The organism is Nocardia sp. CDC159, assembly GCF_023740735.1.
GTDB classification, from domain to species: domain Bacteria; phylum Actinomycetota; class Actinomycetes; order Mycobacteriales; family Mycobacteriaceae; genus Nocardia; species Nocardia pulmonis.
Genome location: NZ_JAMRXH010000003.1, coordinates 516,893 through 540,308, shown reverse-complemented (window position 1 = coordinate 540,308; position 23,416 = coordinate 516,893). Strand labels below are relative to the sequence as shown.

Genomic DNA, 23,416 nt, shown 5'->3' with positions numbered 1-23,416 from the left:
GCGGGCCGGGGAGGGGGATCGACCGGGCGCATGGTCGGCCTGCGCGGTCAGCGGCGGGACGGAGCCGATGGCCAAGAAGTGCGCGGTCTCGAATCCCCTGGCCGCCAACGCGATCTGCGCGATGGCCACAGATGGGTCGTGTGGAAGCGGTAGCCGGCCGCCTCACTCGGTCAGGATGTCAACGGGAGGGCCTTTGCCGGAGCCGCTCGACACACCCCGGCAGGTGCTGCCGTGGTGCGCGGCCCCGGGGCTCCCCCCGCACGACGCGCCGCTGCCGTTGTTGGCGTTGCCGCTGCTCGCGCTGCCGCTGCTGTCGTTGCCGGTGTCGGTGTGCCGCTGCCGCTGCCGCTGTCGTTGTCGCCGTTGCTGCTGCTCTCGCTGTCGCTGCTGCTGTCGCCGGTGGCGAGGCCGCCACGAGGCTGCGGAGCCAGCGAGACGGTGCCGCCTGGTCAGCCGCCGAGGTGGCGCAGGAGATCGCGTTCGTCGTCCGGTGTCAGTCCGGCGAGCCGCGGTCGATCCAGTCCTCGTGCGCGTTCGTCCGCGAGCGTGGCACCGACGGTGTCGGCCGAGTCCCGGATCCGCAGCCCGGCCGCGCGGGCGGGGGCCGGGTCGTGGGCGACCATCCCGTAATGGTCGGCGGGCAGCCACAGCGGTAGCGATTTGGGACCGGACCACGGAGTGATGTCCGCCTCGGTCAGCGTCCGCGGCGGAATCGGCACCAGCTCGAGGTCGGGTGGGCCGACGAGTTCGGCGCACTCGCGCAGCAGTGATTCGAGCTCGGTGACGGGGCCGATGGCGTCGTAGGTGCCGACCAGGGCGGTCTCGGCGGCGGAGACGATCCATGCGGCCAGGTCGCGGACATCGATGTGCTGGATCGGCTGCTGCGGGGCGTCGGGTACGACGGTGGGGCCGCCGCGCGCGAAGCGGGCGGGCCAGTAGCCGAAGCGGTCGGTGCGATCGTCGGGGCCGGAGATGAGTCCCGGGCGTACCACGAACGCGCGCTCGGCCAGGCGCTCCCGCACGGCGAGCTCGCTCGCCACCTTGATGCCGCCGTAGTGCTCGGCCGCGAATTCGAGGGTCCGGTCCCGAATGGGTTCGCACAGTGGGGCATCGATGGTCTGTCCCGGTGTGGCCGTATCGGCATAGGCGCTGATGCTGGACACGAAGGTCCAATGCCGGGCGTCGTCGGCCAGCGCGTCGAGCGCGTCCAGCACCCAGCCCAGCGCGGCTCGTGCGACATCGATCACCGCATCGAACCGCTCCCCGGCGAGCGGCGCGAGCGCGCCGGGACGGTCCCGGTCCACCACGACCAGCCGCGCGCCGACCGGTACCGATCCGGTCCGGCCGCGCGCCGCGCAGATCACCTCGTGTCCGCGCGCCACCGCCTCCCGGGCCGTCCACCGAGACAGAAACGAGGTACCGCCGAGAATGAGGAACCGCATGGGCACATGGTGTCGATCGGCGGCACTCGGGCGGGGCGAGTTCGCCCTCGGCGAAAGCGATTTCGGTCCCGACGGACAGTTCGGCGACAGCGGACCGGTCCCCGCGCGAGCGCGAGAACCGGCCGTGCCGGTCGGTCAGGGTTTGGGCTTGGTCTCGCTGCTGAGCGAGGACAGCAGCTTGGTCAGGGCGGTGACCGCCTGCGCCGAACCCGTGCCGTTCGGATCGGGCTCACCGACGTCGACGATCTGCTGCGCGTCCACACTGCTCTCCGGCACCAGCGCGACGTCGGCGGAGGCCAGGCCCGCGCCCGCCATCAGGACGCCACCCGCGGCGGCCGCCGCGAATACGAACGTACCGAGCTTCTTCATTCGAATCCTCTTCCATAGCAATTCATCGGGTCGGCGGAATACTTCGATTCCGTCGGAGATCGTTCTATCAGCTGGCGTGAGGCGCGAAATGCCCCCTTTTTCTGTGTCGAAAGAGGCTGGTAGCTGAGGGATAACGCGCTATTGTTTTCGAACGCCAGGGTCCATCCGGCGTTCGGATCGAGACCAGTCAACAATCGACAACGTGGGCGGCGCAACGTATTTCGAAAGCCCCGAATGCCCGGGGCGTCCCCGATGTAATGGGCAATCGACCAGTAATGCTGAGACAAACATCATGCTCGAAAAGTGTTAACGAAATGTCGCCCGCGTCGATCGAACAATATTGCCCGAACGAAGGCTGTCGGTCCCGCCACGTAGGATCGACGCCGTGACCGAACGTCTCGCACCCGTCCACCTGGTGCTCGGTGAGGAGGAACTGCTCATCGAGCGCGCGGTCGCATCGATTGTCGGCCGGGCTCGCTCGGGCGCGCCCGATCCGGACGCGCTGCCGGTCGATCGCCTGCGCGCCGGTGACGCGAGCACCGCCGAACTGGCCGAGCTGCTCAGCCCGTCGCTGTTCGCCGAGGATCGCGTGATCGTGCTCGAATCGGCCGCCGAGGCCGGTAAGGACGCCGTCGCGGTCATCACCGACGCCGCCAGCGACCCGCCCGAGGGTGTGGTGCTGGTGATCCTGCATTCCGGTGGCGGCCGCGCCAAGGCGCTGGCGCCGACGCTGCAGAAGGCCGGTGCGGTCGTGTACGACTGCGCCAAACTCACCAAGGCGGCCGAGCGGGTGGAGTTCGTGCGCAACGAGTTTCGCACGGCCGGGCTGCGGGTCTCCGGCGAGGTCGTGCAGACCGTGCTCGAGGCCGTCGGCTCGGATCTGCGCGAATTGGCCGCGGCCTGTTCGCAATTGGCCGCCGACACCGGCGGCCGGGTCGATGTGGCCGCCGTGCGGCGCTACTACTCCGGCAAGGCCGAGGTCACCGGCTTCGACGTGGCCGAGCTGGCGGTCTCCGGCGATCGCCCCGGCGCGATGGAGGCGCTGCGCTGGGCCACCGACCGCGGGGTGCCCGCGGTCCTGCTCGCCGACGCGCTGGCCGATTCGGTCCATACCATCGCCCGCGTCGGCTCGGCCGGTCGCGGCGACCCGTTCAAACTCGCCTCCCAGCTCGGCATGCCGCCATGGAAGGTGAAGAAGGCCCAGGGCCAGGCCCGCGGCTGGACGGCCGCCACCATCGGCACCGCCCTGCAGGTGGTCGCCGCCCTCAACGCCGACGTCAAAGGCGGTGCGGCAGACGCGGATTACGCCCTGGAGCACGCCCTGTCCCAAATCCTCGACCTACACGGCGCCCAGCGCTGACCACCACCCGGCCCATAGCCGCAGCCCAGAAACCCGCATTCGGCGATGACCGGCCGGAGCGTGCGCAGACGCGGGCCGCGCAGTCGCGGACTGAAGCCCGCCCCGGTGGTGACCGGCGGGAGGGCGTGCGGACGCGGACCGCGCAGTCGCGGGCTGAGGTCCGCGCCCGGTGATGACCCGCCGGAGGGCGTGCAGTCGCGGGCCTGAGGTCCGCACCCGACGATGACCCACCGAAGGGCGTGCAGTCGTGGGCTCGAGTTCGCGCCCGGTGATGACCGGCCGCAGGACGGGCACGAGGTGAGCCGGTGCGGCCTACGCTGGCTCAGTGTGAAACGGGTACTGGTGACGGGCATGTCGGGGACGGGAAAGTCGGCGCTGTTGGCCGAGCTCGGCGAGCGGGGGTATCGCGGCGTCGACACGGACTACGGCGACTATCACGAGTTCGTCGACGGCGAACGGGTGTGGCGGACGGATCGGATCGAGGCGCTGCTGTCGCAGGAGGATGCGCCCCACGGCCTGTTGTTCGTGCAGGGTACGACCAGTAATCAGGTGCTGTTCTACGACCGCTTCGACCACATCGTGCTCCTCAGCGCCCCCGCCGAGCTGCTGGTCGAGCGGCTGACCACCCGGACCACCAACTCCTACGGCAAGAATCCGGCGGAACTGGCCGAGACGCTCGAATACCTCGAGACGGTGGAACCACTGTTACGGGAGATCGCCACGCTCGAGGTGGTCACCACCATTCCGGTCGCGCAGGTGGCCGATGCCGTTCTGGCGCATGTGCGTTGACAATTTGCTGGGCTGCCCCTGAATCTGGGGGACCTGCCAATTCGGGCCTGCGATCTCGAGCGTCGGGAAAGCCGGACCGGAAATGCTTTCGATCGCGTTTCGGTAATCGGTTGCGGCGGTCTCGGAGGCATGCGCGACCGGCGCGGCCCGCATCGGTCCGGATACGACAAAAGCCGCCGTGGTCATCCTCTGCCACGGCGGCGTCGTTATGCGTAGGGGTGGAGTCGGGTCAGCCGAGCTTGTTGAAGGCCAGGGCGAGGGCCGACTTCTTGTTGGCGGCCTGGTTGGCGTGGATGACGCCCTTCGAGGCGGCCTTGTCCAGGTCGCGACCCGCGGCCCGCATCAGCTCGGCGGCCTTGTCCTTCTCGCCGGACGCGGCGGCCTCGCGGAACTTGCGGATCGAGGTGCGCAGCGCGGACTTGACCGACTGGTTGCGCTGACGCGCCGCCTCGTTGGTGCGGATCCGCTTCATCTGGGACTTGATGTTGGCCACGCGTGTTTCCTCTGATTCCTGTCGTCAGTTGGTGTTCATGCCTTGGAAGTCTTATCGGGCGCACCACTCGGGGAGTAGCGCCGCGCCGACGGTCGAGACTACCAGGCACCCCGGTCGGGGGTGAAATCGCCCCGGTCGGGCGCATGCTGATGCAAGGATCCTACCTGCGTCTCACGGTGCCGCGTCACCGGGCCCGCCGCCCTCGGGGTGGGCGTCGAGCTCACCTGCGGCCTAGGTCGCGGGGGCGAGCGGCCGTGATTCGCGGGTGAGGGCGAACAGCGCCGGAATCGGGAACAGCAGCAGGAACAGGTTGGGGACCCACCACGTGAGGCTGAAGTCGCAGCGCAGCGCCCAGAACATGATCGCCTGCAGACCCGCCGCGCTGGTCAGCGTCAGCGAGACGGTCATGAGTGTCCGCGCGCCGGGGATTCGGCACAGGCTGGCCAGGCCGGTCGCGCTGGCGAGGAGGTCGAGCGCGACGAAGGAGAAGTTCCAGCTGCTCAGGATCGGGTTGGTGTAGTCCTTGTAGGCCAGCTCGGGTGGTATCACGTGGGCAAAGGCGACCGCCCAGTACAGCAGGAAGCCGATATCGGTGACGAGCATCGCCACCTTGGTGGGTCCGAGTATGCGAGACACGGTCAGTACCAGTGGTATTCGGCGCACAGGCGATGGGCGACCAGGTCGAAGGTCTTGCGCGGCAGGATCGCGCCCTCGCGGCGGATGCCCGCCTCCGGCACATCGAGGACGCGGTCGAGCCGGACCCAGCTGGGGCGGCCCTCGTAATCCCATGGTCCCGTACCGATTCCGATCCAGTCGGGGTCGTGAGCGCGGACGGGGTTGGAGGAGAGCATCAGGCCCAGCAGGGTTCTGCGGTCGCGGCCGACGACCAGCACCGGGCGGTCCTTGCCGTTGGCGGGGTCCTCCTCGTAGGGCACCCAGGTCCACACGATCTCCCCGGGATCGGCGCGGCCGTCCAGATGCGGGCAGTACACGACCTGCCGGGCCCGCTGACGGGTGGGCACGGGCACCGAGGCCGTGGGGCGTACCGGGACGTTGGCCCGGCGCCGTCCCAGGGCGCGCTCCACCAGCCGGGGTGCCTGCTGCCGGACGATCCTGGGCCCCTGCTCCTTGGCAATGGCCCCCAACTGCTTGCCCAGAGAGCTCCACGTGCTGGCCATGAATCGGAGCATAACGGCGGAGGGGGACGTTCTCACGGTCGTGCAATTCGTTTGGGGGAGCGCGGGATTTGCTGTCCGGTTTCGCCGCACTTCGCGGGGCGACGTGATCTCGGTCACGACGGCCGGCCAGCAGGTCGGCGGACCGGTGGACGAGGGTGTCCGAAGTTCATGGGACGATGGACGACAGTCCATCGAGCACCTGTGAGGGAGTGGAGTGCCCAGCTTCGCGGATACGACGTTCACCGATCCGTCCCGGATCCGGAACTTCTGCATCATCGCGCACATCGACCACGGCAAGTCGACCCTGGCCGATCGGATGTTGCAACTCACCGGGGTGGTCGAGGAGCGGCAGATGCGCGCGCAGTACCTGGACCGGATGGATATCGAGCGCGAGCGCGGTATCACCATCAAGGCCCAGAACGTGCGGCTGCCGTGGAGCGTGGACGGCACCGACTACGTGCTGCATCTGATCGACACCCCGGGCCACGTGGACTTCACCTACGAGGTGTCGCGCGCGCTCGAGGCGTGCGAGGGCGCGGTCCTGCTGGTCGACGCCGCGCAGGGGATCGAGGCGCAGACGCTGGCCAACCTCTATCTGGCGCTGGACAAGGATCTGACGATCATCCCGGTGCTGAACAAGATCGACCTGCCCGCCGCCGACCCGGACCGTTACGCCGCCGAACTCGCCCACATCGTGGGCTGTGAGCCCGAGGATGTGCTGCGGGTGTCGGGCAAGACCGGCGTCGGCGTGCCCGAACTGCTGAACGCGGTGATCGAGCAGGTCCCGCCGCCGCAGGGCGAGGCCGACGCGCCCGCCCGCGCGATGATCTTCGACTCGGTCTACGACACCTATCGCGGCGTGGTCACCTACGTGCGCGTGGTGGACGGCAAGCTCACCCCGCGCCAGAAGATCAAGATGATGTCCACCGGCGCGACGCACGAACTGCTGGAAATCGGCATCGTCTCTCCCGAGCCCAAGCCCACCCAGGGCCTGGGCGTCGGCGAGGTCGGCTACCTCATCACCGGTGTGAAGGATGTACGCCAGTCCAAGGTCGGCGACACCGTCACCACCGCCCGCGACGGCGCGACCGAGCCGCTGACCGGCTACCGCGAGCCGCATCCGATGGTGTACTCGGGCCTGTATCCGGTGGACGGCTCGGACTATCCGGATCTGCGTGACGCGCTGGACAAGCTCCAGCTCAACGACGCCGCGCTGACCTATGAGCCGGAGACCTCGGTCGCACTCGGCTTCGGCTTCCGCTGTGGCTTCCTGGGCCTGCTGCACATGGAGATCACCCGCGAGCGCCTGCAGCGCGAATTCGATCTGGACCTGATCTCCACCGCGCCCAACGTGGTCTACCGGGTGGTGATGGAGGACGGCACCGAGCATGTCGTCACCAACCCGTCGTACTGGCCGGAAGGCAAGGTGCGCAAGGTCTTCGAGCCGATCGTCAAGTGCACGATCATCTCGCCCAGCGAGTTCATCGGCTCGATCATGGAGCTGTGCCAGTCCCGGCGCGGCGAGCTCGGCGGCATGGACTATCTGTCGGAGACCCGCGTCGAGCTGCGCTACACGCTGCCGATGGCCGAGATCATCTTCGACTTCTTCGACTCGCTGAAGTCGCGCACCCGCGGCTATGCCAGCCTCGACTACGAGGAGGCCGGTGAGCAGGAGGCCGATCTGGTCAAGGTCGACATCCTGCTGCAGGGCGAGGCCGTGGACGCGTTCTCGGCGATCGTGCACAAGGACGCCGCGCAGGCCTACGGCCGCCGGATGACCGAGAAGCTGCGCGAGCTGATCCCGCGCCAGCAGTTCGAGGTCCCCATCCAGGCCGCCATCGGCTCGAAGGTCATTGCGCGCGAGAACATTCGCGCCATCCGCAAGGACGTGCTCGCCAAGTGCTACGGCGGCGACATCTCCCGCAAGCGCAAGCTGCTGGAGAAGCAGAAGGAAGGCAAGAAGCGGATGAAGACCATCGGCAGGGTCGAGGTCCCGCAGGAGGCCTTCGTGGCCGCGCTGTCCACCGAGGACAAGGCCAAGGAGAAAAAGTAGGCAACTTGCGCAGATGACCGGTCCGGTATGCCCGTCGATCTCGGGTCTTCCGTAACGTCTGGTGCGCTGTAAGGGTTGTACAGCGTGGAGTGTCCCGGACAACTCCTCACCTGGATGATGTGACAGGCGGGTTTTCCGGAACATATTGTGTTAGTCGATCTCTTCCGTAAGACCCGCTCGGTTCCCGCCGAGCGACCTGAGAGCGGAGCTTGTATGACGCGTGACCTGCCCTTCGACGAGGACGATTCGGGCGCGGGCGATCACGCGGGAGATACCGCGTATCGCATCGCGACCGGCGTCGCGCGGGTGGCCCGGGCAGGCGCATATGTGACCGGTGGCGCCCTGATCGCGGCCAACGGCAGCCCGGCCCCGGCCAACGAATCGCACAACAGCCGGATCACCGGCTGGGCGAACAACGACCCGCAGCCCGACGTGCCGAGTCCGGTGGTGTCCTATCCGGACCCGACGCCCGGTTCGGTTCCGCCGCCGATGGTGAGCAAGCACGCTCCCGCGCCGGTCACCGCCCCGATGCCCGCGCCGCAGCACGATCCGGCCCCGGTCGGCGGCTTCGGCCTGCCCGAACTCGACGGCACGATGGCCGAGGGTGCGCCCGCTCTGGGGCTCCCGGCCACCGGAACCGACGGCGGATCGGGCCTGGGCCTGCCGACGCTGGACAGCTCGACCGGATCCGACGCGCCGCCGTTCGGCCTGCCCGGCAGCGAGCACGGCACCTCCGGCTTCGACCTGCCCAGTCTGCCCACCCAGCCCGCGCACGGCCCGGGTGGCTTCGAATTACCGAGTCTGGCAGGCCATCCGGCCGGATTACCCCTCAACCACGGTCTGGGCCTGCCCGGCACCGAGGGGCTGCATCTGCCCGGTATGAACGGTCTGGGCCCGGGCGGCCTCGGCCTGGCCGATACGACCGCCGCGCCCGCGCAGCCGGAACACGGCTTCGATGGGGTCGGCGGCGGCAATCCCGGGATGTTCCTGGGCACCGAGCTGAAGGTCGACGCGCACGTCGGACTCGACGGCATCTGGTTCACCACCGAGGCGAAGGTCGACTTCGCGATCGGCAACGTGGGTGAGCAACTCGACGACTACACGCAGTGGCTGGGTTCGGGCGTGCATCGCATTCCCACCGGCGACGGATCGCAGGGCGTGCCGGATCTCGTTGCGGGACTGGGTCGCAGCGCGCCCGGCGGTCATGCCGCCGGACCGGCGGCGCATCCGGGCGGACCCGAGGCGGCGGGCGTCGCGTCGGCGCACACGCCGCACGGACCGGTCGCCCATGGTTCGGCCGCCCACGGTCAGCCGGGCACCGCGCCCGCGGGTGCGCCCGCACCGCAGGCCGTGGCGGGTACGCCCGCACCGGCGGGTCCGGGATTGCCCACCGGCCCGGCCATCGCTTCCGCCCCGGTCGTCGCGGCGGCCCCGGCCGCCCCGGTGGCGGTCTCGGCTCCGGTCGCGAACGTCGCTGTGGCCCAGCCGTTCACGCCGCCGGTGGCCGCGCCCGCGGCGGTGCAGCCGGTGGCCGCCACCCCGCTGCAGACCGGTGGGCATGCGGAGACGACCACGCATCCGGTCGCGATCGCGCTGCCGACCCACACCGGTCCGGCGGTGCCCGCACCGCTGATCGGTGGCGGTCATGCCGACGGCACGACCAAGACCACCACCACACCCGGCTCGCATCCGGGCAAGACGACCGTCGATCAACCCACGGTCACCACGCCCCCGATGGCCAAGCCGTCCGCCGATATCGACAAGCCCAGCACGATGCCGCACATCAGCGTGCCGCCGACGACTTCGGTTGTCCGGCCCGGTGATTCGACCACGACGCAGCCCGGCGACACGACCACGCACATCGGCGGTTCCACCCCCGCGCGTCCGGGTGACACCACCTCGACCCGGCCGGGCGACACCTCCACGCGGCCGGGCGACGACACCACCACGACCCCGAACACCGGACATGCCGGTTCGGGCGCCACGACGACGCCCGGCACGGGCGGCTCGACCACGCCGAGCGGAACCCACGATCCGGACGGCCCCGGCACGGGCACCACCCCGACCGGCCCGGGTAACTCGACCGGCCACACGGCGCAGCCGACCGGTACGCACGGCACCACCCCGACCGGCCACGACCCGACGCCCGGCACGCCGGGACAGGGCGGCATGGCGCCGAGCACGCCGGTCACCGTCAGCCCGAACGCCGGTGATGTCGGCATCGGCGGTGGCACCGGGGCGGGCGCCCACCCCATGCCGGTCGAGCCGCCGCACACGGTCGTGACGCCGCCGACGGCGGGCGGCGGTGTGGTTCCGACACAACAGGTTCCGGTGAAGCCGGTCGCGCATGTGGTGGACGCCTACGACACCACGCCGTGGACGCAGGATCACGGCAGCCTGACCGTCGCCGCGGGCGGCACGCTGTCGAGCCACCTGCTGCCCGATGCGACCCTCGCCGAATTGCACCACCCGGCAATCCATCCCGTCGCCGATATGCACATCACGCTGTGACGGGGTCGGCCGCCCTGGACTCCGGCACCGCCAAACATCCGGACGCGATGGCGCCTCTGCTCGGGCTGCTCGACGAGCTGCTCGCGCAGACGCGCGCGGCCGGACGCGCGGATCTGACCGCCCGCCTGTCGATGTCGCGTGCCCGCGTCGCCGATCCGCGGGTGCGCCTGGTGGTCGTCGGCGAACCCAAGAACGGCATGAGCACCCTGGTCAACGGGCTGGTCGGCGCGGCGGTCAGCGCCACCGACAGCCCGATCAGCGTGCCGGTGATCGCCGAGTACGGCCCCGAGTCGACGGCCACGCTGGTCCGCTCGACGGTCGGCGGCCGCACCGAGCGTCAGCGCGTGGACCCGTTGCATCCGGGCCCGGCGCTGACCGCCGAGGGCGTCATCCGGGCCGAATTCACCGAACCCAGCCCGCTGCTGGCCGAGGGCTTCGTGGTGATGGACGCGCCGGGCGCCCCGGCCGACACCCCGACCACCTGGTCGCTGATCGCGGCCGCGGACGCGGTGCTCTACGTGTCCGACGCCGGTTCGGAATACGGTCCGGAGCAGATCGCCCTGCTGCAGCGCATCCAGCAGGTGTGCCCGACCGTGATCTGCGTGCTCAACAAGATCGATCGGTTCCCGCACTGGGCGCAGGTGCAGCAGCGCAATCGCGGCCTGCTCGACAATGCCGGGCTTGGTTTCGCGGTCGCGCCGATCTCGGCGGAGATGTATCTGCGATCCGGCAGCGATCGGCGGCGCGGCCTGGAATCCGGTGTGCCACAGCTGATCGACCATCTGCGCGACTATCTGCTCGGCCGGGCCGACGCGGTGGCGCGCGAGGCGGCGGTGCGCGATATCCGCATGATCACCGACCATCTCGCGCTGGCGCTGCGCAGCGAGGCCGAGACGCTGCGCGATCCGCGTCGCTACGGGGAGATCACCGACCGGCTGCGCATCCTGCGCGCCGAGGCCGACGATCTGCGCCAGCGCTCGGCCAACTGGCAGGTCACCCTCGCCGACGGCTGCGCCGAACTGATGGCCGATATCGAACACGATCTGCGCCACCGGCTGCGCAGCCTGATCCGCGACGCGGAAACCGAGATCGCGCAGAAGGATCCGGCCCGCGGCTGGACTGAATTCGGCGCGGATCTGGACGCGCGCATCTGCGAGGCGGTCGAGGAGAACTTCGTCATCGCCCACTACCGCTCGGTGGAACTGGCCGAGCAGGTGGCCGACAAGTTCGGCACCGACCGGGATGTGCCGCTGCCGAATCTGCGGCTGGAGAATCCGGGCGAGGTGCTCGAGCCGGTCGCCTCGCTGGAACCGCTGGGCAAGACGAAAGTCGGTGTGGTGCAACCGATCGTGAACGTCATGCGGGGCGGCTACGGCGGTCTGCTGATGATCGGCGTGCTGCTGTCCAGCGTGGCCGGACTGCCGCCGGTGAACCCCTACTCGATCACGGCCGCCGTGCTGCTGGGCGTGTACGCGCTGTGGGAGGACCGCTCGCTGCGCCGGGAGAAGCGCCAGGCCGAGGCGAAGGTGGCGGTCGCGCGCCTGATGGACGATGTGATCTTCCAGGTGGGCAAGGAATCCCGCAATCGCCTGCGCGCGGTGCAGCGCACACTGCGCGATCACTTCACCAACCTGGCCAACCAGACGCTGCGCTCGGTCGACGAATCGCTGCGCGCCACCGAGGAGGCCGCCGCGGTGCACTCCCCGGAGGGGCGCAACCGCCGCCTCACCGATATCGAGACGGCGCTGGTGGAATTGCGCGATCTTCGCGAGCGAGCCGATGCGATCTAGCCTGCCGACCGTGGACCGGTGGGGTAAGTTACGCCAAACCGTAGTTCTTCTTGCGGAGGAAGCATTTTGCGCACGAAACTCCTGACCGGTCTGCCGATCGGCCTGTTACTGACCTCGGCCGCCATCGCGATCGCCCCTGCGGCCCAGGCCGATTCCGATTCCGAGACCGGGAACGCCCCCTACTGGACCTGCACCGCCCAGACCTACGACGGTCACGAGCTGCCCGCGGTCGACGTCCCCGCCAAGCGTGGTGTCGAACAGGCCCGGATGCGCGCCCGTCCGGAGTGGCGCGGCCAGGCCCGGTTCGACACCATCGCCTGCGTACCGAAGGGCCGCTAGCCCTCAGGCCCGGTGGGCCGGGTGGAAATCGCCCGAGGAGATGGACTGTTCGGCCCGGATCACGTGGGTGAGGGCGTTGATCAGGGCCAGATGGGTGAAGGCCTGCGGGAAGTTGCCGAGGTGGCGGCCGGTACGGGGATCGAGTTCCTCGGCGTAGAGCTCGAGCGGGCTGGCATAGCCGAGCAGGCGTTCGCACAGCCGCCGGGCCCGCGCCACCTCGCCGATCTCCACCAGGGCGGAGACCAGCCAGAACGAGCAGATCGTGAAAGTTCCCTCGGCGCCGGACAATCCGTCGTCGGTGGTCTCGGTGCGGTAGCGCAGCACCAGCCCCTGATCGGTGAGATCGTCCGCGATGGCCAGCACCGTGGCGCGCACCCGCGGATCGGCCGAGGGCAGGAACCGGACGAGCGGGATCAGCAGCAGTGACGCGTCGAGGCTGTCGCCGCCGTAGGTCTGGGTGAACACGCCGTCGGCGTTGACGCCGTTCTCGAGGATGTCGGCGTGGATCTCCTCGGCGATCTCGGCCCACTTCTTGGCGAAATCCAGTTCGCCGTGCATCTCGGCCAGTTTCGCGCCGCGGTCCAGCGCGACCCAGCAGAAGATCTTCGACGAGGTGAAGTGCTGGGGATCGCCGCGCACCTCCCAGATGCCGCGATCGGGTTCGCGCCAGTGCTCGATGGCGCCCTGCACTGCCCGTTCCAGCATGGGCCACAACGTTTCCGGCACCTGCTGGCGCGACTTCACATGTAGGTACACCGAATCCAGCAGCACGCCCCACACGTCGTGCTGGCGCTGATTGTAGGCGCCGTTGCCGATGCGGACCGGCCGCGCGCCGTCGTAGCCGTACAGATGCGGCAGTTCGTATTCGGTGATCTCGCGCTCGCCGCCGACGGCGTAGAGCACCTGCAGCGGCAGCGGATCGCCGTCGCCGTCGGTGGCCACATCGTGCAGGAAGGCGAAGAAGTCGTCGGCCTCGCGATTCATGCCGAGGGTGTAGAGCCCCCACAGCGCGAAGCTGGAGTCGCGCACCCAGGAGTAGCGGTAGTCCCAGTTGCGTTCCCCGCCGGGGGTTTCCGGTAGCGAGGTGGTGGCGGCCGCGAGCAGCGCCCCGGTCGGCGCGTAGGTCAGCCCCTTCAGGGTGAGGGCGCTGCGCTGCAGATAGCCGCGCCACGGATGGTCGGGAAACTTGCCCAGGGTGATCCACTCCCGCCAGCATTCGGTGGTCTGCCACATCTTGTGCGCGGCCTCCTCGTAACTGCCCGGCGGCGGCAGCGGGGACCACGACAGCGCCACGAACGCCTCGTCACCCTCGTTCATCCGGCTGCGGGCCCGTGCCTCCCGGCCCTCGAGGCCCAGCCGCAGATCGGTGGTGAGGACGAGGCTGGTGCACGGCAGGTCGGGGGCGTCGCAGGTGGCTGTGGCCTGTTCGTAGACGGCTCCGGTATACTCCCAGCGCGCGGGGGAGCGGTGATAGTCGAAGGCGGGCTCGCAGCTGACCTCGACCTCGACCACCCCGCTCACGCACTTGATCGTGCGCAGCAGGATGTGCTCGGCGTCCCAGTCCATCGGGGTGCGGCGATAGGTGCGGCTGCGCTTGTCGGTGTTGTGCCATGGGCCCAGCACCAGCGCGTCGCGCACGATCAGCCAGCCGGTATCGGTCTGCCAGGTGGTCTCGAGGATCATGCCGCCGGGCAGATACCGGCGTGCGGCGGGAACGTTCACCCCGTACGGGCCCACCCGGAAATGGCCCGCGCTGCGATCGAGCATCGCGCCGAAGACGCTGGGGGAGTCCGGTCGCGGCACGCACATCCACTCGACCGACCCGTTGCGGGCGATCAGGCAGTTGACCTCGCAATCGGACAGGAAGGCGTAGTCATCGATGGGCGGGTAGACCGACTTGTGCGTCGTTCCGAGCCGCGCGGGGACGAACCCGCCCGCGAGGTCGATATCCGGGATGTCGGCCAGCGCGTCGCGGCGGACGGGAATGACCTCCGGCTCGAGGTCGTCGGGTTCGTCGGTGAGCGGTTCATCGAAGGACGCCATGAAAACCATCATCGGTGCGGCCGCGGTGCGCGTCCACAACCGCCCGAATGCGACCGGCCCCCTTCCGCGGGTGCGGCAGCCACTAGGCTGGGATGCGTGCAACGCATTGCTGGCTGGTGGGACGGCTTCGAACTCTGGGTGGCCGGTCTGCCGTTCGTTCCGCAGTTCGCCGTGGTGCTGGTGGGGATGGTCCCGGTGAGCTTCGCCATCGCCTACCTGCTCGACCGGGGGTTGCGGGTGGTGCTGCGGCTGCTCGGCCGCGATCGGGTCGCGGTGGGCGAATCACAGCCGCCGACGCCCGCACCTCGACCGATGCGGAAGGAAGCCGCCTGATGCCGCGCTCGCGCGTCCAAATTGCGCTGATTGCACTGCTGGTCCTGATTGTGGTGGCCTGGTTGCTCACCCGTTGAGCGAATTCGCTGGCAGATTGCCAAAAATGATTGGCCCGAACCGGGTTCGGGTACTGTGCACCCCATGCCAACCGATGAGGATTTCGCGGAGCTCGAGCAGCTGCTGGAGCCCGATGAGCTGGACGAGAGTCCCCGCCTGATCGCCACCCACTACGCCTCGCCGGAGGAGGCGATCGAGATGGTGCGGGCAGCGCAGCTGCTCGGCCTGGGCGTGCGCCTGCACAACCGCCTGCGGGTGGAGGAGGACGGCGAGGACGGGGAGGAGACCGCGGCCGAGGAGTGGGTGCTCGACCTGCTGGAGAGTCCGCCGGAGGTGGAGGAGGACTAGGCTCCCGACCCGCGTCGTTCGAACCCGAGAGGCCCCGAATTCCCAACGGGGCCTCTTCGTTTCCGTTTGGGTGATTCGCGAGGTTTCCGCGCGCTCTGCTACAGTCTGCCCGTGTCGTCGAGTGTTGTGCCGCAGGTCCGCCATGAATTGGCGTTGATCGCAGTGCGCTGCCTCGTGGTCGCCGATATCTACTGTCGCTGACGGCTGACCGGGTCGGCTGCGCGTAAATTCTCCACCGGCGCGCGTCTTTCGCAGACCGAACCCGTTCCGGCGGCATTCGCCGTAGCCGCGCCAACCGCCGTGCTCCGCGCGGCGGGTCTTCCGGCAACACCACGTTCCGCCACAATCTTGTTGGTATCCCACCGTGGCGGGCAGCAGGAAAGGGTTCACCCGATGTCTCGCAGCTCCTGGTTCCTCTCGCGTCGACGTACCGCCGCCGTCGCACTCACCGCGCTGGCGGCCGTGGCCCTGACCGCCTGCGGCGGCGGGGCCAGCGACAGCACCGGCGGTGGTGGTGCCGACGGCAGCGGCGGCACCCTCAACCTCTACGCCTACGCCGTGCCCAAGCCCGGCTTCGACCGGGTGATTCCGGAGTTCAACAAGACCGACAAGGGCAAGGGCGTGCAGATCCAGCAGTCCTACGGCGCCTCGGGCGATCAGTCCCGCAAGGTCAAGGACGGCGCCCAGGCCGATGTGGTGAACTTCTCCGTCGAGCCCGACATCACCCGCCTGGTCGACGCCGGGCTGGTGGAAGCGAGCTGGAATGCCGACGCCAACAAGGGAATTCCGTTCGGTTCGGTGGTCGCGATCGTGGTCCGCAAGGGCAATCCCAAGGGCATCAAGGACTGGGACGATCTGCTGAAGCCGGGCATCGAGGTGGTGACCCCGAACCCGTTCAGCTCCGGTTCGGCCAAGTGGAATCTGCTGGCCCCCTACGCCGCCAAGAGCGAGGGTGGTCGGAATCCGCAGGCCGGACTGGACTACCTGAGCCGGTTGATCTCCACCGAGCACGTCAAGGTGCAGCCCAAGTCCGGCCGCGAGGCGACCGAGACGTTCCTGCAGGGCACCGGCGACGTGCTGCTCAGCTACGAGAACGAGGCCATCTTCTCCGAGCGCAACGGCGATCCGATCGAGCACTTCGTCCCGCCGAGCACCTTCAAGATCGAGAATCCGGTCGCGGTGCTGAAGAACAGCAAGAGCCTGGACAAGGCCGTGGCGTTCAAGGACTTCCTGTTCACCCCGGCGGGCCAGAAGGCGTGGGCCGAGGCCGGTTTCCGGCCGGTCGACCCGAAGGTGGCCGCCGAATTCGCCGCCGACTTCCCGGCGCCGCGGCAGCTGTGGACGATCGCGGATCTGGGCGGCTGGAAGACGGTGGACAAGGACCTGTTCGCGCAGGGCACCGGCAGCATCGCGCAGATCTACGACAAGGCCACCAAGTAGCACACGGGATACTCCGACTGTGACCGACAGTAGTCTCCAGCGCCGACCGAGCCGGTCCTGGCTGCGCATGACCGGCTCGACCGGCCCGCTCGGTGTCGCCATCGCGGTGCTGTGGCTCAGCGTGATCGTGCTGCTGCCACTGGCCGCGCTGACCGTGCACTCCTTCGACGACGGCTGGTCCGGATTCTGGAGCGCGGTCACCGCCCCCGCGGCGGTGGACACGCTGCGGGTGACGGTATTCGTCTCGGTGATCGTGGCGCTGATCAATGTCGTGATGGGCACCCTGGTCGCCTGGGTGCTGGTCCGCGACGAGTTTCCGGGCAAGGGCATCGTGAACGCGCTGATCGATCTGCCGTTCGCGCTGCCCACCATCGTGGCCAGCATCGTCTTGCTGTCGCTGTACGGGCCACAGAGCCCGATCGGCGTGCACCTCAACGCGACCCAGCCCGGCCTGGTGGTCGCGCTCGCGTTCGTCACGCTGCCGTTCGTGGTGCGCTCGGTGCAGCCGGTGCTGATCGAGGCGGACAAGGAGGTGGAGCAGGCCGCGGCCTCGCTGGGCGCGGACAACTGGACCACCTTCCGGCGGATCATCCTGCCGACGCTGGCCCCGGCGATCATCTCCGGCGGTGGGCTGGCCTTCGCGCGCGCCATCGGCGAATACGGGTCGGTGGTGTTGATCGGCGGCAACATTCCGCGCGAGACCCAGATGGCCTCGCAGTACATCCAGCAGCAGATCGAGGTCGACCGCCCGGTGAACGCGGCGGCGGTTTCGGTGGCGCTGCTGGCGATCTCGTTCGCCACCCTGCTGATTCTGCGGATCTTCGCCGACCGCACCGCACGCAAGGAGCAGTCGTCGCGATGAAACTGTCCGCCCCGACCCGGATTTCGCTGCGCGTGATCGCGCTGGGCTATCTGTTCGTGCTGCTGGTCGCGCCGCTGGTGATCATTCTGTGGCGCAGCTTCGAACGCGGTGTCGGCGCGTTCATCGACTCCATCACCACTCCGGCCGCGATCGCCGCATTCGATCTGTCGCTGCTGATCGTGGCGATCGTGGTGCCGTTGAATGTGGTGTTCGGCGTGCTCACCGCGATCGCGCTGGTGCGCGGGGACTTCCCGGGTCGCACCCTGGTGCAGGGCATCGTGGATCTGCCGTTCGCGGTGTCGCCGGTGGTGGTCGGTGTGTCGCTGATCATGCTCTGGGGTGCGAACGGCTGGTTCGGCGGTATCGAAAACCTCGGCTTCCGAGTGATTTTCGGGTTGCCGGGCATGGTCATCGCCACCATCTTCGTGACGCTGCCGTTCGTGGTCAGCGAGGTGATTCCGGTGCTGCACGAGATCGGCGACGATCAGGAGCAGGCCGCGGCCACCCTCGGCGCGACCCGCTGGCAGACGTTCTGGCGAATCACCCTGCCCGCCATCAGGTGGGGCCTGACCTACGGCATCGTGCTGACCGTGGCCCGCGCGCTCGGCGAATTCGGCGCGGTGATCATGGTGTCCTCCGCGCTGCCCGGCATCTCGCAGACGCTGACGCTGCTGGTACACGGCCGATACATCAATGACCACAACACCTTTGGCGCCTACTGTGCGGCGACCCTGCTGATGGGTCTCGCGCTCGTCACCCTGATTCTGATGACCCTTCTCGAGCGTAAGCGGGGCACTGCCAAATGATCACCGTGACCAACGCGAACAAGCGCTACGGCTCCTTCGCCGCCCTCGACGACGTGAGTCTCGACATACCCTCCGGCGAATTGACCGCGCTGCTCGGACCCTCCGGATCCGGGAAATCGACACTGCTGCGGTCGATCGCCGGATTGGAATCGCTGGATTCGGGGGTGGTCGTCATCGCCGAGCGCGATGTGACCCGCGTGCCGCCGCAGAAGCGCGACATCGGTTTCGTATTCCAGCATTACGCCGCGTTCAAGCATATGACCGTGCGCGACAATGTGGCCTTCGGCCTGCGGATCCGCAAGCGGCCCAAGCGCGAGATCGCCAGGCGGGTCGACGAATTGCTCGGCATCGTGGGGCTCGACGGTTTCCAGCATCGCTATCCGGCGCAGCTGTCGGGTGGGCAGCGCCAGCGCATGGCCCTGGCCCGCGCGCTGGCGGTGGATCCGCAGGTGCTGCTGCTGGACGAGCCGTTCGGCGCGCTGGACGCCAAGGTCCGCCACGATCTGCGTAAATGGCTGCGGCGGCTGCACGAGGAGGTGCACGTCACCACCGTGCTGGTCACTCACGACCAGGAGGAGGCGCTCGACGTCGCCGACCGGATCGCGGTCATGAACGCCGGTCGCATCGAACAGGTCGGCTCCCCCGAGGATGTCTACGACCGCCCCGCCAACGAATTCGTGATGTCGTTCCTCGGCGCGGTCGCCAAACTCAACGGCCATCTGGTCCGCCCGCACGACATCCGCATCGGCCGCGACCCCAGCATGGCCCTGGCCGCCCACGAGGGCACCGCCGAATCCGCGGGTGTCACCCGCGCCACCGTCGAACGCGTGGTGCACCTGGGCTTCGAGGTCCGCCTCGAACTCCGCAACGCCGCCACCGGTGACCCGTTCACCGCGCAAGTAACTCGCGGCGACGCCGAGGCACTGCATCTGCGCGACGGCGAGACGGTCTACGCCCGGGCCACCCGGATTCCCGAGCTGCCCGCCCACTGAGCGCTTTTCGTTCGTGCCGACCGGCGGCAACCACTAGATCACCCCACAGGCGCTCGGCGGACAATGCCGTGTCCTCTGCTTGGCAAGCACCCAGCACAGTGATTGCCTTGAGACGGGTCGGATCACGGTTCGATAAACACGGCTCGTCGATCGAGGTGGGTGCGATGACGGTTGGGCTCGGAGTGAGTATCGGCACGGTCAACACGGTCTGCGCCGTTGCGACCAGGGACGAGGGCAGGCACGGGCCGCATCGCCGGGCCGCCGGGCCGCCGAATACCTGGCGCACGACGCTCACCTTCGACAGCACCGGCACCGCCCGGGTCGGCCGCATACCTCGGCACGGCCGGGCCATCGCGGAATTCGCCGATCTGACCCAACGCGGCGCCCCGACGGCCCGGGTCGGGCATCGGGCGCTGTCGGCGTCGGATCTGGTGGCCACGGTCGCCGACAGTGTGATCCGGCAGACGATCGGCGCGAAACCAGAAGCGGGCGTGGGTATTACCATCACCCACCCGGTCGCCTATCCGCCCGAGGTCGTCGCCGATCTGCGCCACGCCCTGGACGCGGTCGGCCTGGAACAGGCCCGGCTGGTCGCCGAGCCGATCGCCGCCACCGCCTGGCTCGAGGCCCAGTACGGTCCGCTCATGCCCGGTCTGGCCCTGGTCTACGACCTGGGCGGCTCCGGGCTCACCGTGACGCTGGTGCGGGTCGGGGCGGGCTGCCCGGTGAATCCGATCGTCGGAGAGCCGTTGCGCTCCAAGGTCTTCGGTGGCCGCGCCTTCGGCGCCCTGATGGCCCGGCGCGCACACTGGAGCGCCGACGATACGCCCACCCTGGTCGGCGTGCTGTCCGACGCCAAGATCACCGAGCTGCGCACCGCGCACATTCGCAAGTCCCTGGGGCTGGTCTACGAATGTCTGCGCATCGCCGATGTCACGATGGCCGACGTGGATCGCGTCCTGGTGGTCGGTGGCGCGGCCCGCCCGCCCGAGGTGGCCGGAGTGCTCGGCGACACCCTGGCCCGGCCCGTCTTCGTCGCGCCGGACCCCGAGCGCACCGTCGCCGACGGGGCGGCCATCCTGGCCTGCCGGTCGGCGGCGAAGCCGGTCGCGGTCGCCCATCGCCGCGTCGTCCGGGTGGGCGGCAGCGGGCTGCGGCGGCGTTTGACCCGCGCGGCCGTGACCACCGCGGTCGCCGCCGCGGGCGCGCTGTTCGCCGCCACCGCGGTCGCCAACGAGGGGTCCAGCTCCGTGATCATCGACGCCAGCGGGGTCTGCATCGTCGCGCCCTCGCACTGACCGTTGTTACTTGGAACACACCCATAGCCGCACTACTCGCGGGTACTCCCTGCTCGGGTGTACATCTGTGCACCGAGGGTGAATGCATACCCCTATCTCCCCGCTCGGCTAGTTGACGTGACTTCACGTTGGTGTAACTATGGGACACAGTTAACAGTGCGAGATGGAGAGGCTGTGACGACGATGTCCGTTGCCGCTACGCCCGACGTCGACCCCGTGGTCGCCCAGGCACAGGAATACGCCCAGAAGCTGATGCTGCTGTCGGAGGGCTCGGTCAACAAGCACTTCGATCCGTTCGAGGACATCGACTGGGACAACCCGGACTTCGCCGCGGACGCCGGTGAGGAGCGCTGGGTCCTGCCCGCCTCCGGCGACGCCCTCGGCCGCCACCCCTGGTATCAGGCGCTGCCGCTGGACGAGAAGATCGCCATCGGTAAGTACCGCCAGGCCAATGTCGCGAAGGTCGGCCTGCAGTTCGAATCCATCCTGATCAGCGGCATGGTGGTGCACAACTTCGGCCTGCCCAACGGCTCCCCGGAGTTCCGCTGCTGCTCCCACGAGATGATCGAGGAGCACAACCACACCCTGATGTTCCAGGAGATGGTCAACCGGATCGGCGAGGACGTGCCCGGCATGGGCCCGCTGGTCAGCAAGTTCAAATACCTCGGCGCGCCGGTGGCCGCGCTGTTCCCGAACCTGTTCTTCATGGCCGTGCTCGCCGGTGAGGAGCCGATCGACCACATCCAGAAGGCGATCCTGCGCTCCGGCGAGGAGGTGCACCCGATCATGCGCGGCGTGATGTCCATCCACGTCGCCGAGGAGGCGCGCCACATCTCCTTCGCGCACGAGTTCCTCAAGAACCATGTGCCCCAGACGAATCCGGCCAACAAGTTCGTGCTCTCGATCGCCATGCCGATCGTCATGTTCATCCTGGGCCGCTCGATCTACACGCCGCCGCGGTCGTTCTGGAAGAAGTTCGACATCCCGGACTACGTCCGCAAGGAGCTGTTCTACGGCACCAAGGAAGCCAAGCAGGAGTTCAGCGACTTCTTCGGCGACGTGCGCACGCTGGCCAAGGAGATCGGGCTGATGAACCCGATCGCCAAGGGCGTGTGGAAGGCGCTGCGGATCGACGGCCACACCACCCGGTACCGGTCGGAGCCGCTGCGCGCCGTGCGGGCCGGGTGAGCGGCGGCGGTCAACGATGCCCTACGTCGTCACCCAATCCTGCTGCAGCGACGCCTCGTGCGTGTACGCCTGTCCGGTCAACTGCATTCATCCCACGCCGGATGAGCCGGACTTCCGCACGGCGGAGATGCTCTATGTCGACCCGGCCGCCTGCGTGGACTGCGGTGCCTGCGCCACGGCCTGCCCCGTGGACGCGATCACCTCGTCGAAGAAGCTGACCCCGGAGCAGAAGCCGTTCATCGAGATCAACGCCGACTTCTACCGCCAGTCCCGGCCGCGGCCCACGCTGGCCAAACCCATTCCCGCACCGGCGGTTTCGGCCGATCGCGGGCCGCTGCGCGTGGCGATCGTCGGGTCGGGCCCGTCGGCCATGTACGCCGCCGACGAACTGCTGACCCAGCGCGATGTCACCGTGACGGTTTTCGACCGGCTGCCGGTGCCCTACGGCCTGGCTCGCCACGGCGTCGCGCCCGACCACACCCGCACTCGGCAGGTGAGCCGGTTGTTCGACGTGATCTCGGCCCAGCCCGGATTCGGGTCGTATCTGAATGTGGCCGTGGGCGAGCATATTTCGCATGCCGATCTGCTGCGGCACTTTCATGCCGTGATCTACGCCGTCGGCGCCTCGGCCGATCGCAAGCTGTCGATCCCGGGGGAGGGTCTGCCCGGCAGCGTCTCGGCCACCGAATTCGTGGCCTGGTACAACGGGCATCCCGATCAGGCCGAGCGCGAATTCGATCTGTCGCATCGGCGCGCGGTGATCGTCGGCAACGGCAATGTCGCCCTCGATGTCGCGCGCATCCTGACCGCCGATCCGGAGCTGCTCACCGAGACCGAGGTCTCGCCGCGGGCGCTGGAGGCGTTGCGGCACAGCAAGATCGAGGAGGTGGTGATCGTCGGCCGTCGCGGTCCCGCCGAATCCGCCTTCACCGTGCCGGAATTCGTGGGCCTGCTGGCCGCCGACGTCGACATCGTGGTCGAGGGTGAGGTGCCGGAGCCGACACCCGGTATGCCGCAGAAGGTGGAACACAAGCTGCGGTTGCTGCGGGGGCTGGCCGAGCGGCCGGTGGGCTCGCGCAAGCGGATCGTCTTCCGCTATCTGTCCTCGCCGCTCGCGCTGGCGGGTATCGATCGGGTCACCGGCATCGAATTGGTGCGCAACGAGCTCGTCACCGGGACCGACGGCACGGTGCGCGCGGTGCCCACCGACGAGATCGAAACCCTGGACGCCGGTTTGGTCCTCGCGTCCGTGGGCTATCGCGGTGTGGCACTGCCGGATCTGCCGTTCGACGACAAGCGCGGGGTGATCCCGAATGTCGACGGCCGGGTCGTGCGGTCCGCCGAGGGTGCGGTGGTGCCCGGCACCTATGTCACCGGCTGGATCAAGCGCGGTCCCACCGGATTCATCGGGACCAACAAGTCGTGCGCGCAGGAGACCGTGCGGCAGCTGGTGGACGACTTCAATGCCGGTCGGCTCGCCGAACCCGCCCGCGACGCGGCCGATTTCGACCGGCTGATCACCGAGCGCCGCCCCGTCGCCGTGCGCGGGGGTGCCGCTGGCCGGCCGTGGTGGAAGCGGAGGCTGCTGTCCCGGGCGTGAGTTCCGATGCTCTCGTGGGCGGGCGGTCGCACCGAGCCTGGTGCGACCGCCCGCCCTGTCGTTTGGCGGTAACGCGATCGTGCGGGGTCACGACTTCCTCTGTACGAGACCGTTTTCCGGAGACC

The 23,416-nt window shown here is 68.9% G+C and carries 22 protein-coding genes; 16 read left to right on the top strand and 6 right to left on the bottom strand.

Annotated features, from left to right (window positions below; all coding sequences use genetic code 11):
- Positions 1-449: 449 nt before the first annotated feature.
- Together NDR87_RS09460 and NDR87_RS09455 are read right to left on the bottom strand one after the other, a co-directional pair.
- A complete protein-coding gene (locus NDR87_RS09460) occupies positions 450-1,442 on the bottom strand; it encodes an NAD-dependent epimerase/dehydratase family protein (RefSeq protein ID WP_251910751.1) in 993 nt (330 codons plus the stop codon).
- A gap of 135 nt (positions 1,443-1,577) precedes the next feature.
- Positions 1,578-1,811: a hypothetical protein gene (locus NDR87_RS09455; protein ID WP_251910750.1), complete on the bottom strand. Its 234-nt coding sequence runs from the start codon at positions 1,809-1,811 to the stop codon at positions 1,578-1,580.
- 385 nt (positions 1,812-2,196) lie between these two features.
- Here NDR87_RS09455 and holA point away from each other — a divergent pair, with 385 nt between their 5' ends.
- Together holA and NDR87_RS09445 are read left to right on the top strand one after the other, a co-directional pair.
- On the top strand, positions 2,197-3,171 hold the full coding sequence (holA, locus tag NDR87_RS09450; RefSeq protein ID WP_251910749.1) for a DNA polymerase III subunit delta: 975 nt from the start codon (positions 2,197-2,199) through the stop codon (positions 3,169-3,171).
- A 327-nt stretch (positions 3,172-3,498) separates the two neighbouring features.
- Complete coding sequence (locus NDR87_RS09445) at positions 3,499-3,960, top strand: AAA family ATPase (protein ID WP_251910748.1); 462 nt, start codon at positions 3,499-3,501, stop codon at positions 3,958-3,960.
- A 229-nt stretch (positions 3,961-4,189) separates the two neighbouring features.
- Here the strand turns inward: NDR87_RS09445 and rpsT are convergent, their stop codons facing one another.
- The 3 genes from rpsT to NDR87_RS09430 form a co-directional block, all read right to left on the bottom strand.
- A complete protein-coding gene (gene rpsT, locus NDR87_RS09440; protein WP_251910747.1) occupies positions 4,190-4,453 on the bottom strand; it encodes a 30S ribosomal protein S20 in 264 nt (87 codons plus the stop codon).
- Positions 4,454-4,684: 231 nt separating this feature from the next.
- Positions 4,685-5,089, bottom strand: a complete 405-nt coding sequence (locus NDR87_RS09435) for a DUF5360 family protein (protein WP_251910746.1) — start codon at positions 5,087-5,089, stop codon at positions 4,685-4,687.
- A 2-nt stretch (positions 5,090-5,091) separates the two neighbouring features.
- On the bottom strand, positions 5,092-5,631 hold the full coding sequence (locus tag NDR87_RS09430) for a type II toxin-antitoxin system PemK/MazF family toxin (RefSeq protein ID WP_251910745.1): 540 nt from the start codon (positions 5,629-5,631) through the stop codon (positions 5,092-5,094).
- Between the two features lie 214 nt (positions 5,632-5,845).
- Between NDR87_RS09430 and lepA the strand changes: the two genes are divergently transcribed.
- From lepA to NDR87_RS09410, 4 genes are all read left to right on the top strand, one after another.
- Positions 5,846-7,684: a translation elongation factor 4 gene (gene lepA / locus NDR87_RS09425; RefSeq protein WP_251910744.1), complete on the top strand. Its 1,839-nt coding sequence runs from the start codon at positions 5,846-5,848 to the stop codon at positions 7,682-7,684.
- A gap of 213 nt (positions 7,685-7,897) precedes the next feature.
- Positions 7,898-10,195, top strand: coding sequence for a hypothetical protein (locus tag NDR87_RS09420; protein ID WP_251910743.1), 2,298 nt, complete (start codon positions 7,898-7,900; stop codon positions 10,193-10,195).
- On the top strand, positions 10,192-11,985 hold the full coding sequence (locus NDR87_RS09415; protein ID WP_251910742.1) for a hypothetical protein: 1,794 nt from the start codon (positions 10,192-10,194) through the stop codon (positions 11,983-11,985). Before NDR87_RS09420 ends, NDR87_RS09415 begins: the two co-directional genes overlap by 4 nt.
- 66 nt (positions 11,986-12,051) lie before the next feature.
- Positions 12,052-12,324: a hypothetical protein gene (locus NDR87_RS09410; protein ID WP_251910741.1), complete on the top strand. Its 273-nt coding sequence runs from the start codon at positions 12,052-12,054 to the stop codon at positions 12,322-12,324.
- A gap of 3 nt (positions 12,325-12,327) precedes the next feature.
- On the opposite strand, the gene NDR87_RS09405 is transcribed toward NDR87_RS09410, so the two are convergent.
- Entirely contained in the window at positions 12,328-14,367 is a 2,040-nt protein-coding gene (locus NDR87_RS09405; RefSeq protein WP_251910740.1) for a glycoside hydrolase family 15 protein, read from the bottom strand.
- 96 nt (positions 14,368-14,463) lie between these two features.
- Here NDR87_RS09405 and NDR87_RS09400 point away from each other — a divergent pair, with 96 nt between their 5' ends.
- From NDR87_RS09400 to NDR87_RS09360, 10 genes are all read left to right on the top strand, one after another.
- Positions 14,464-14,700, top strand: a complete 237-nt coding sequence (locus NDR87_RS09400; protein WP_251910739.1) for a hypothetical protein — start codon at positions 14,464-14,466, stop codon at positions 14,698-14,700.
- 141 nt (positions 14,701-14,841) lie between these two features.
- Complete coding sequence (locus NDR87_RS09395; protein ID WP_251910738.1) at positions 14,842-15,105, top strand: hypothetical protein; 264 nt, start codon at positions 14,842-14,844, stop codon at positions 15,103-15,105.
- A 111-nt stretch (positions 15,106-15,216) separates the two neighbouring features.
- On the top strand, positions 15,217-15,306 hold the full coding sequence (locus NDR87_RS37860; RefSeq protein WP_342773471.1) for an Ms4533A family Cys-rich leader peptide: 90 nt from the start codon (positions 15,217-15,219) through the stop codon (positions 15,304-15,306).
- 192 nt (positions 15,307-15,498) lie between these two features.
- A complete protein-coding gene (locus NDR87_RS09390) occupies positions 15,499-16,545 on the top strand; it encodes a sulfate ABC transporter substrate-binding protein (protein ID WP_251910737.1) in 1,047 nt (348 codons plus the stop codon).
- 67 nt (positions 16,546-16,612) lie between these two features.
- A complete protein-coding gene (cysT, locus tag NDR87_RS09385) occupies positions 16,613-17,407 on the top strand; it encodes a sulfate ABC transporter permease subunit CysT (RefSeq protein ID WP_251910866.1) in 795 nt (264 codons plus the stop codon).
- Entirely contained in the window at positions 17,404-18,213 is an 810-nt protein-coding gene (gene cysW, locus NDR87_RS09380; protein WP_251910736.1) for a sulfate ABC transporter permease subunit CysW, read from the top strand. The genes cysT and cysW overlap by 4 nt, the downstream gene beginning before the upstream one ends.
- Positions 18,210-19,205, top strand: a complete 996-nt coding sequence (locus NDR87_RS09375) for a sulfate/molybdate ABC transporter ATP-binding protein (protein ID WP_251910735.1) — start codon at positions 18,210-18,212, stop codon at positions 19,203-19,205. The genes cysW and NDR87_RS09375 overlap by 4 nt, the downstream gene beginning before the upstream one ends.
- Before the next feature lie 164 nt (positions 19,206-19,369).
- Positions 19,370-20,503, top strand: coding sequence for an Hsp70 family protein (locus NDR87_RS09370; RefSeq protein WP_251910734.1), 1,134 nt, complete (start codon positions 19,370-19,372; stop codon positions 20,501-20,503).
- A 183-nt stretch (positions 20,504-20,686) separates the two neighbouring features.
- Positions 20,687-21,691 carry a diiron oxygenase gene (locus NDR87_RS09365; RefSeq protein WP_251910865.1) on the top strand — a complete coding sequence of 335 codons (1,005 nt, stop codon included), beginning with the start codon at positions 20,687-20,689 and terminating at the stop codon, positions 21,689-21,691.
- A 16-nt stretch (positions 21,692-21,707) separates the two neighbouring features.
- Entirely contained in the window at positions 21,708-23,291 is a 1,584-nt protein-coding gene (locus NDR87_RS09360; protein WP_251910733.1) for an FAD-dependent oxidoreductase, read from the top strand.
- Positions 23,292-23,416: the final 125 nt, after the last annotated feature.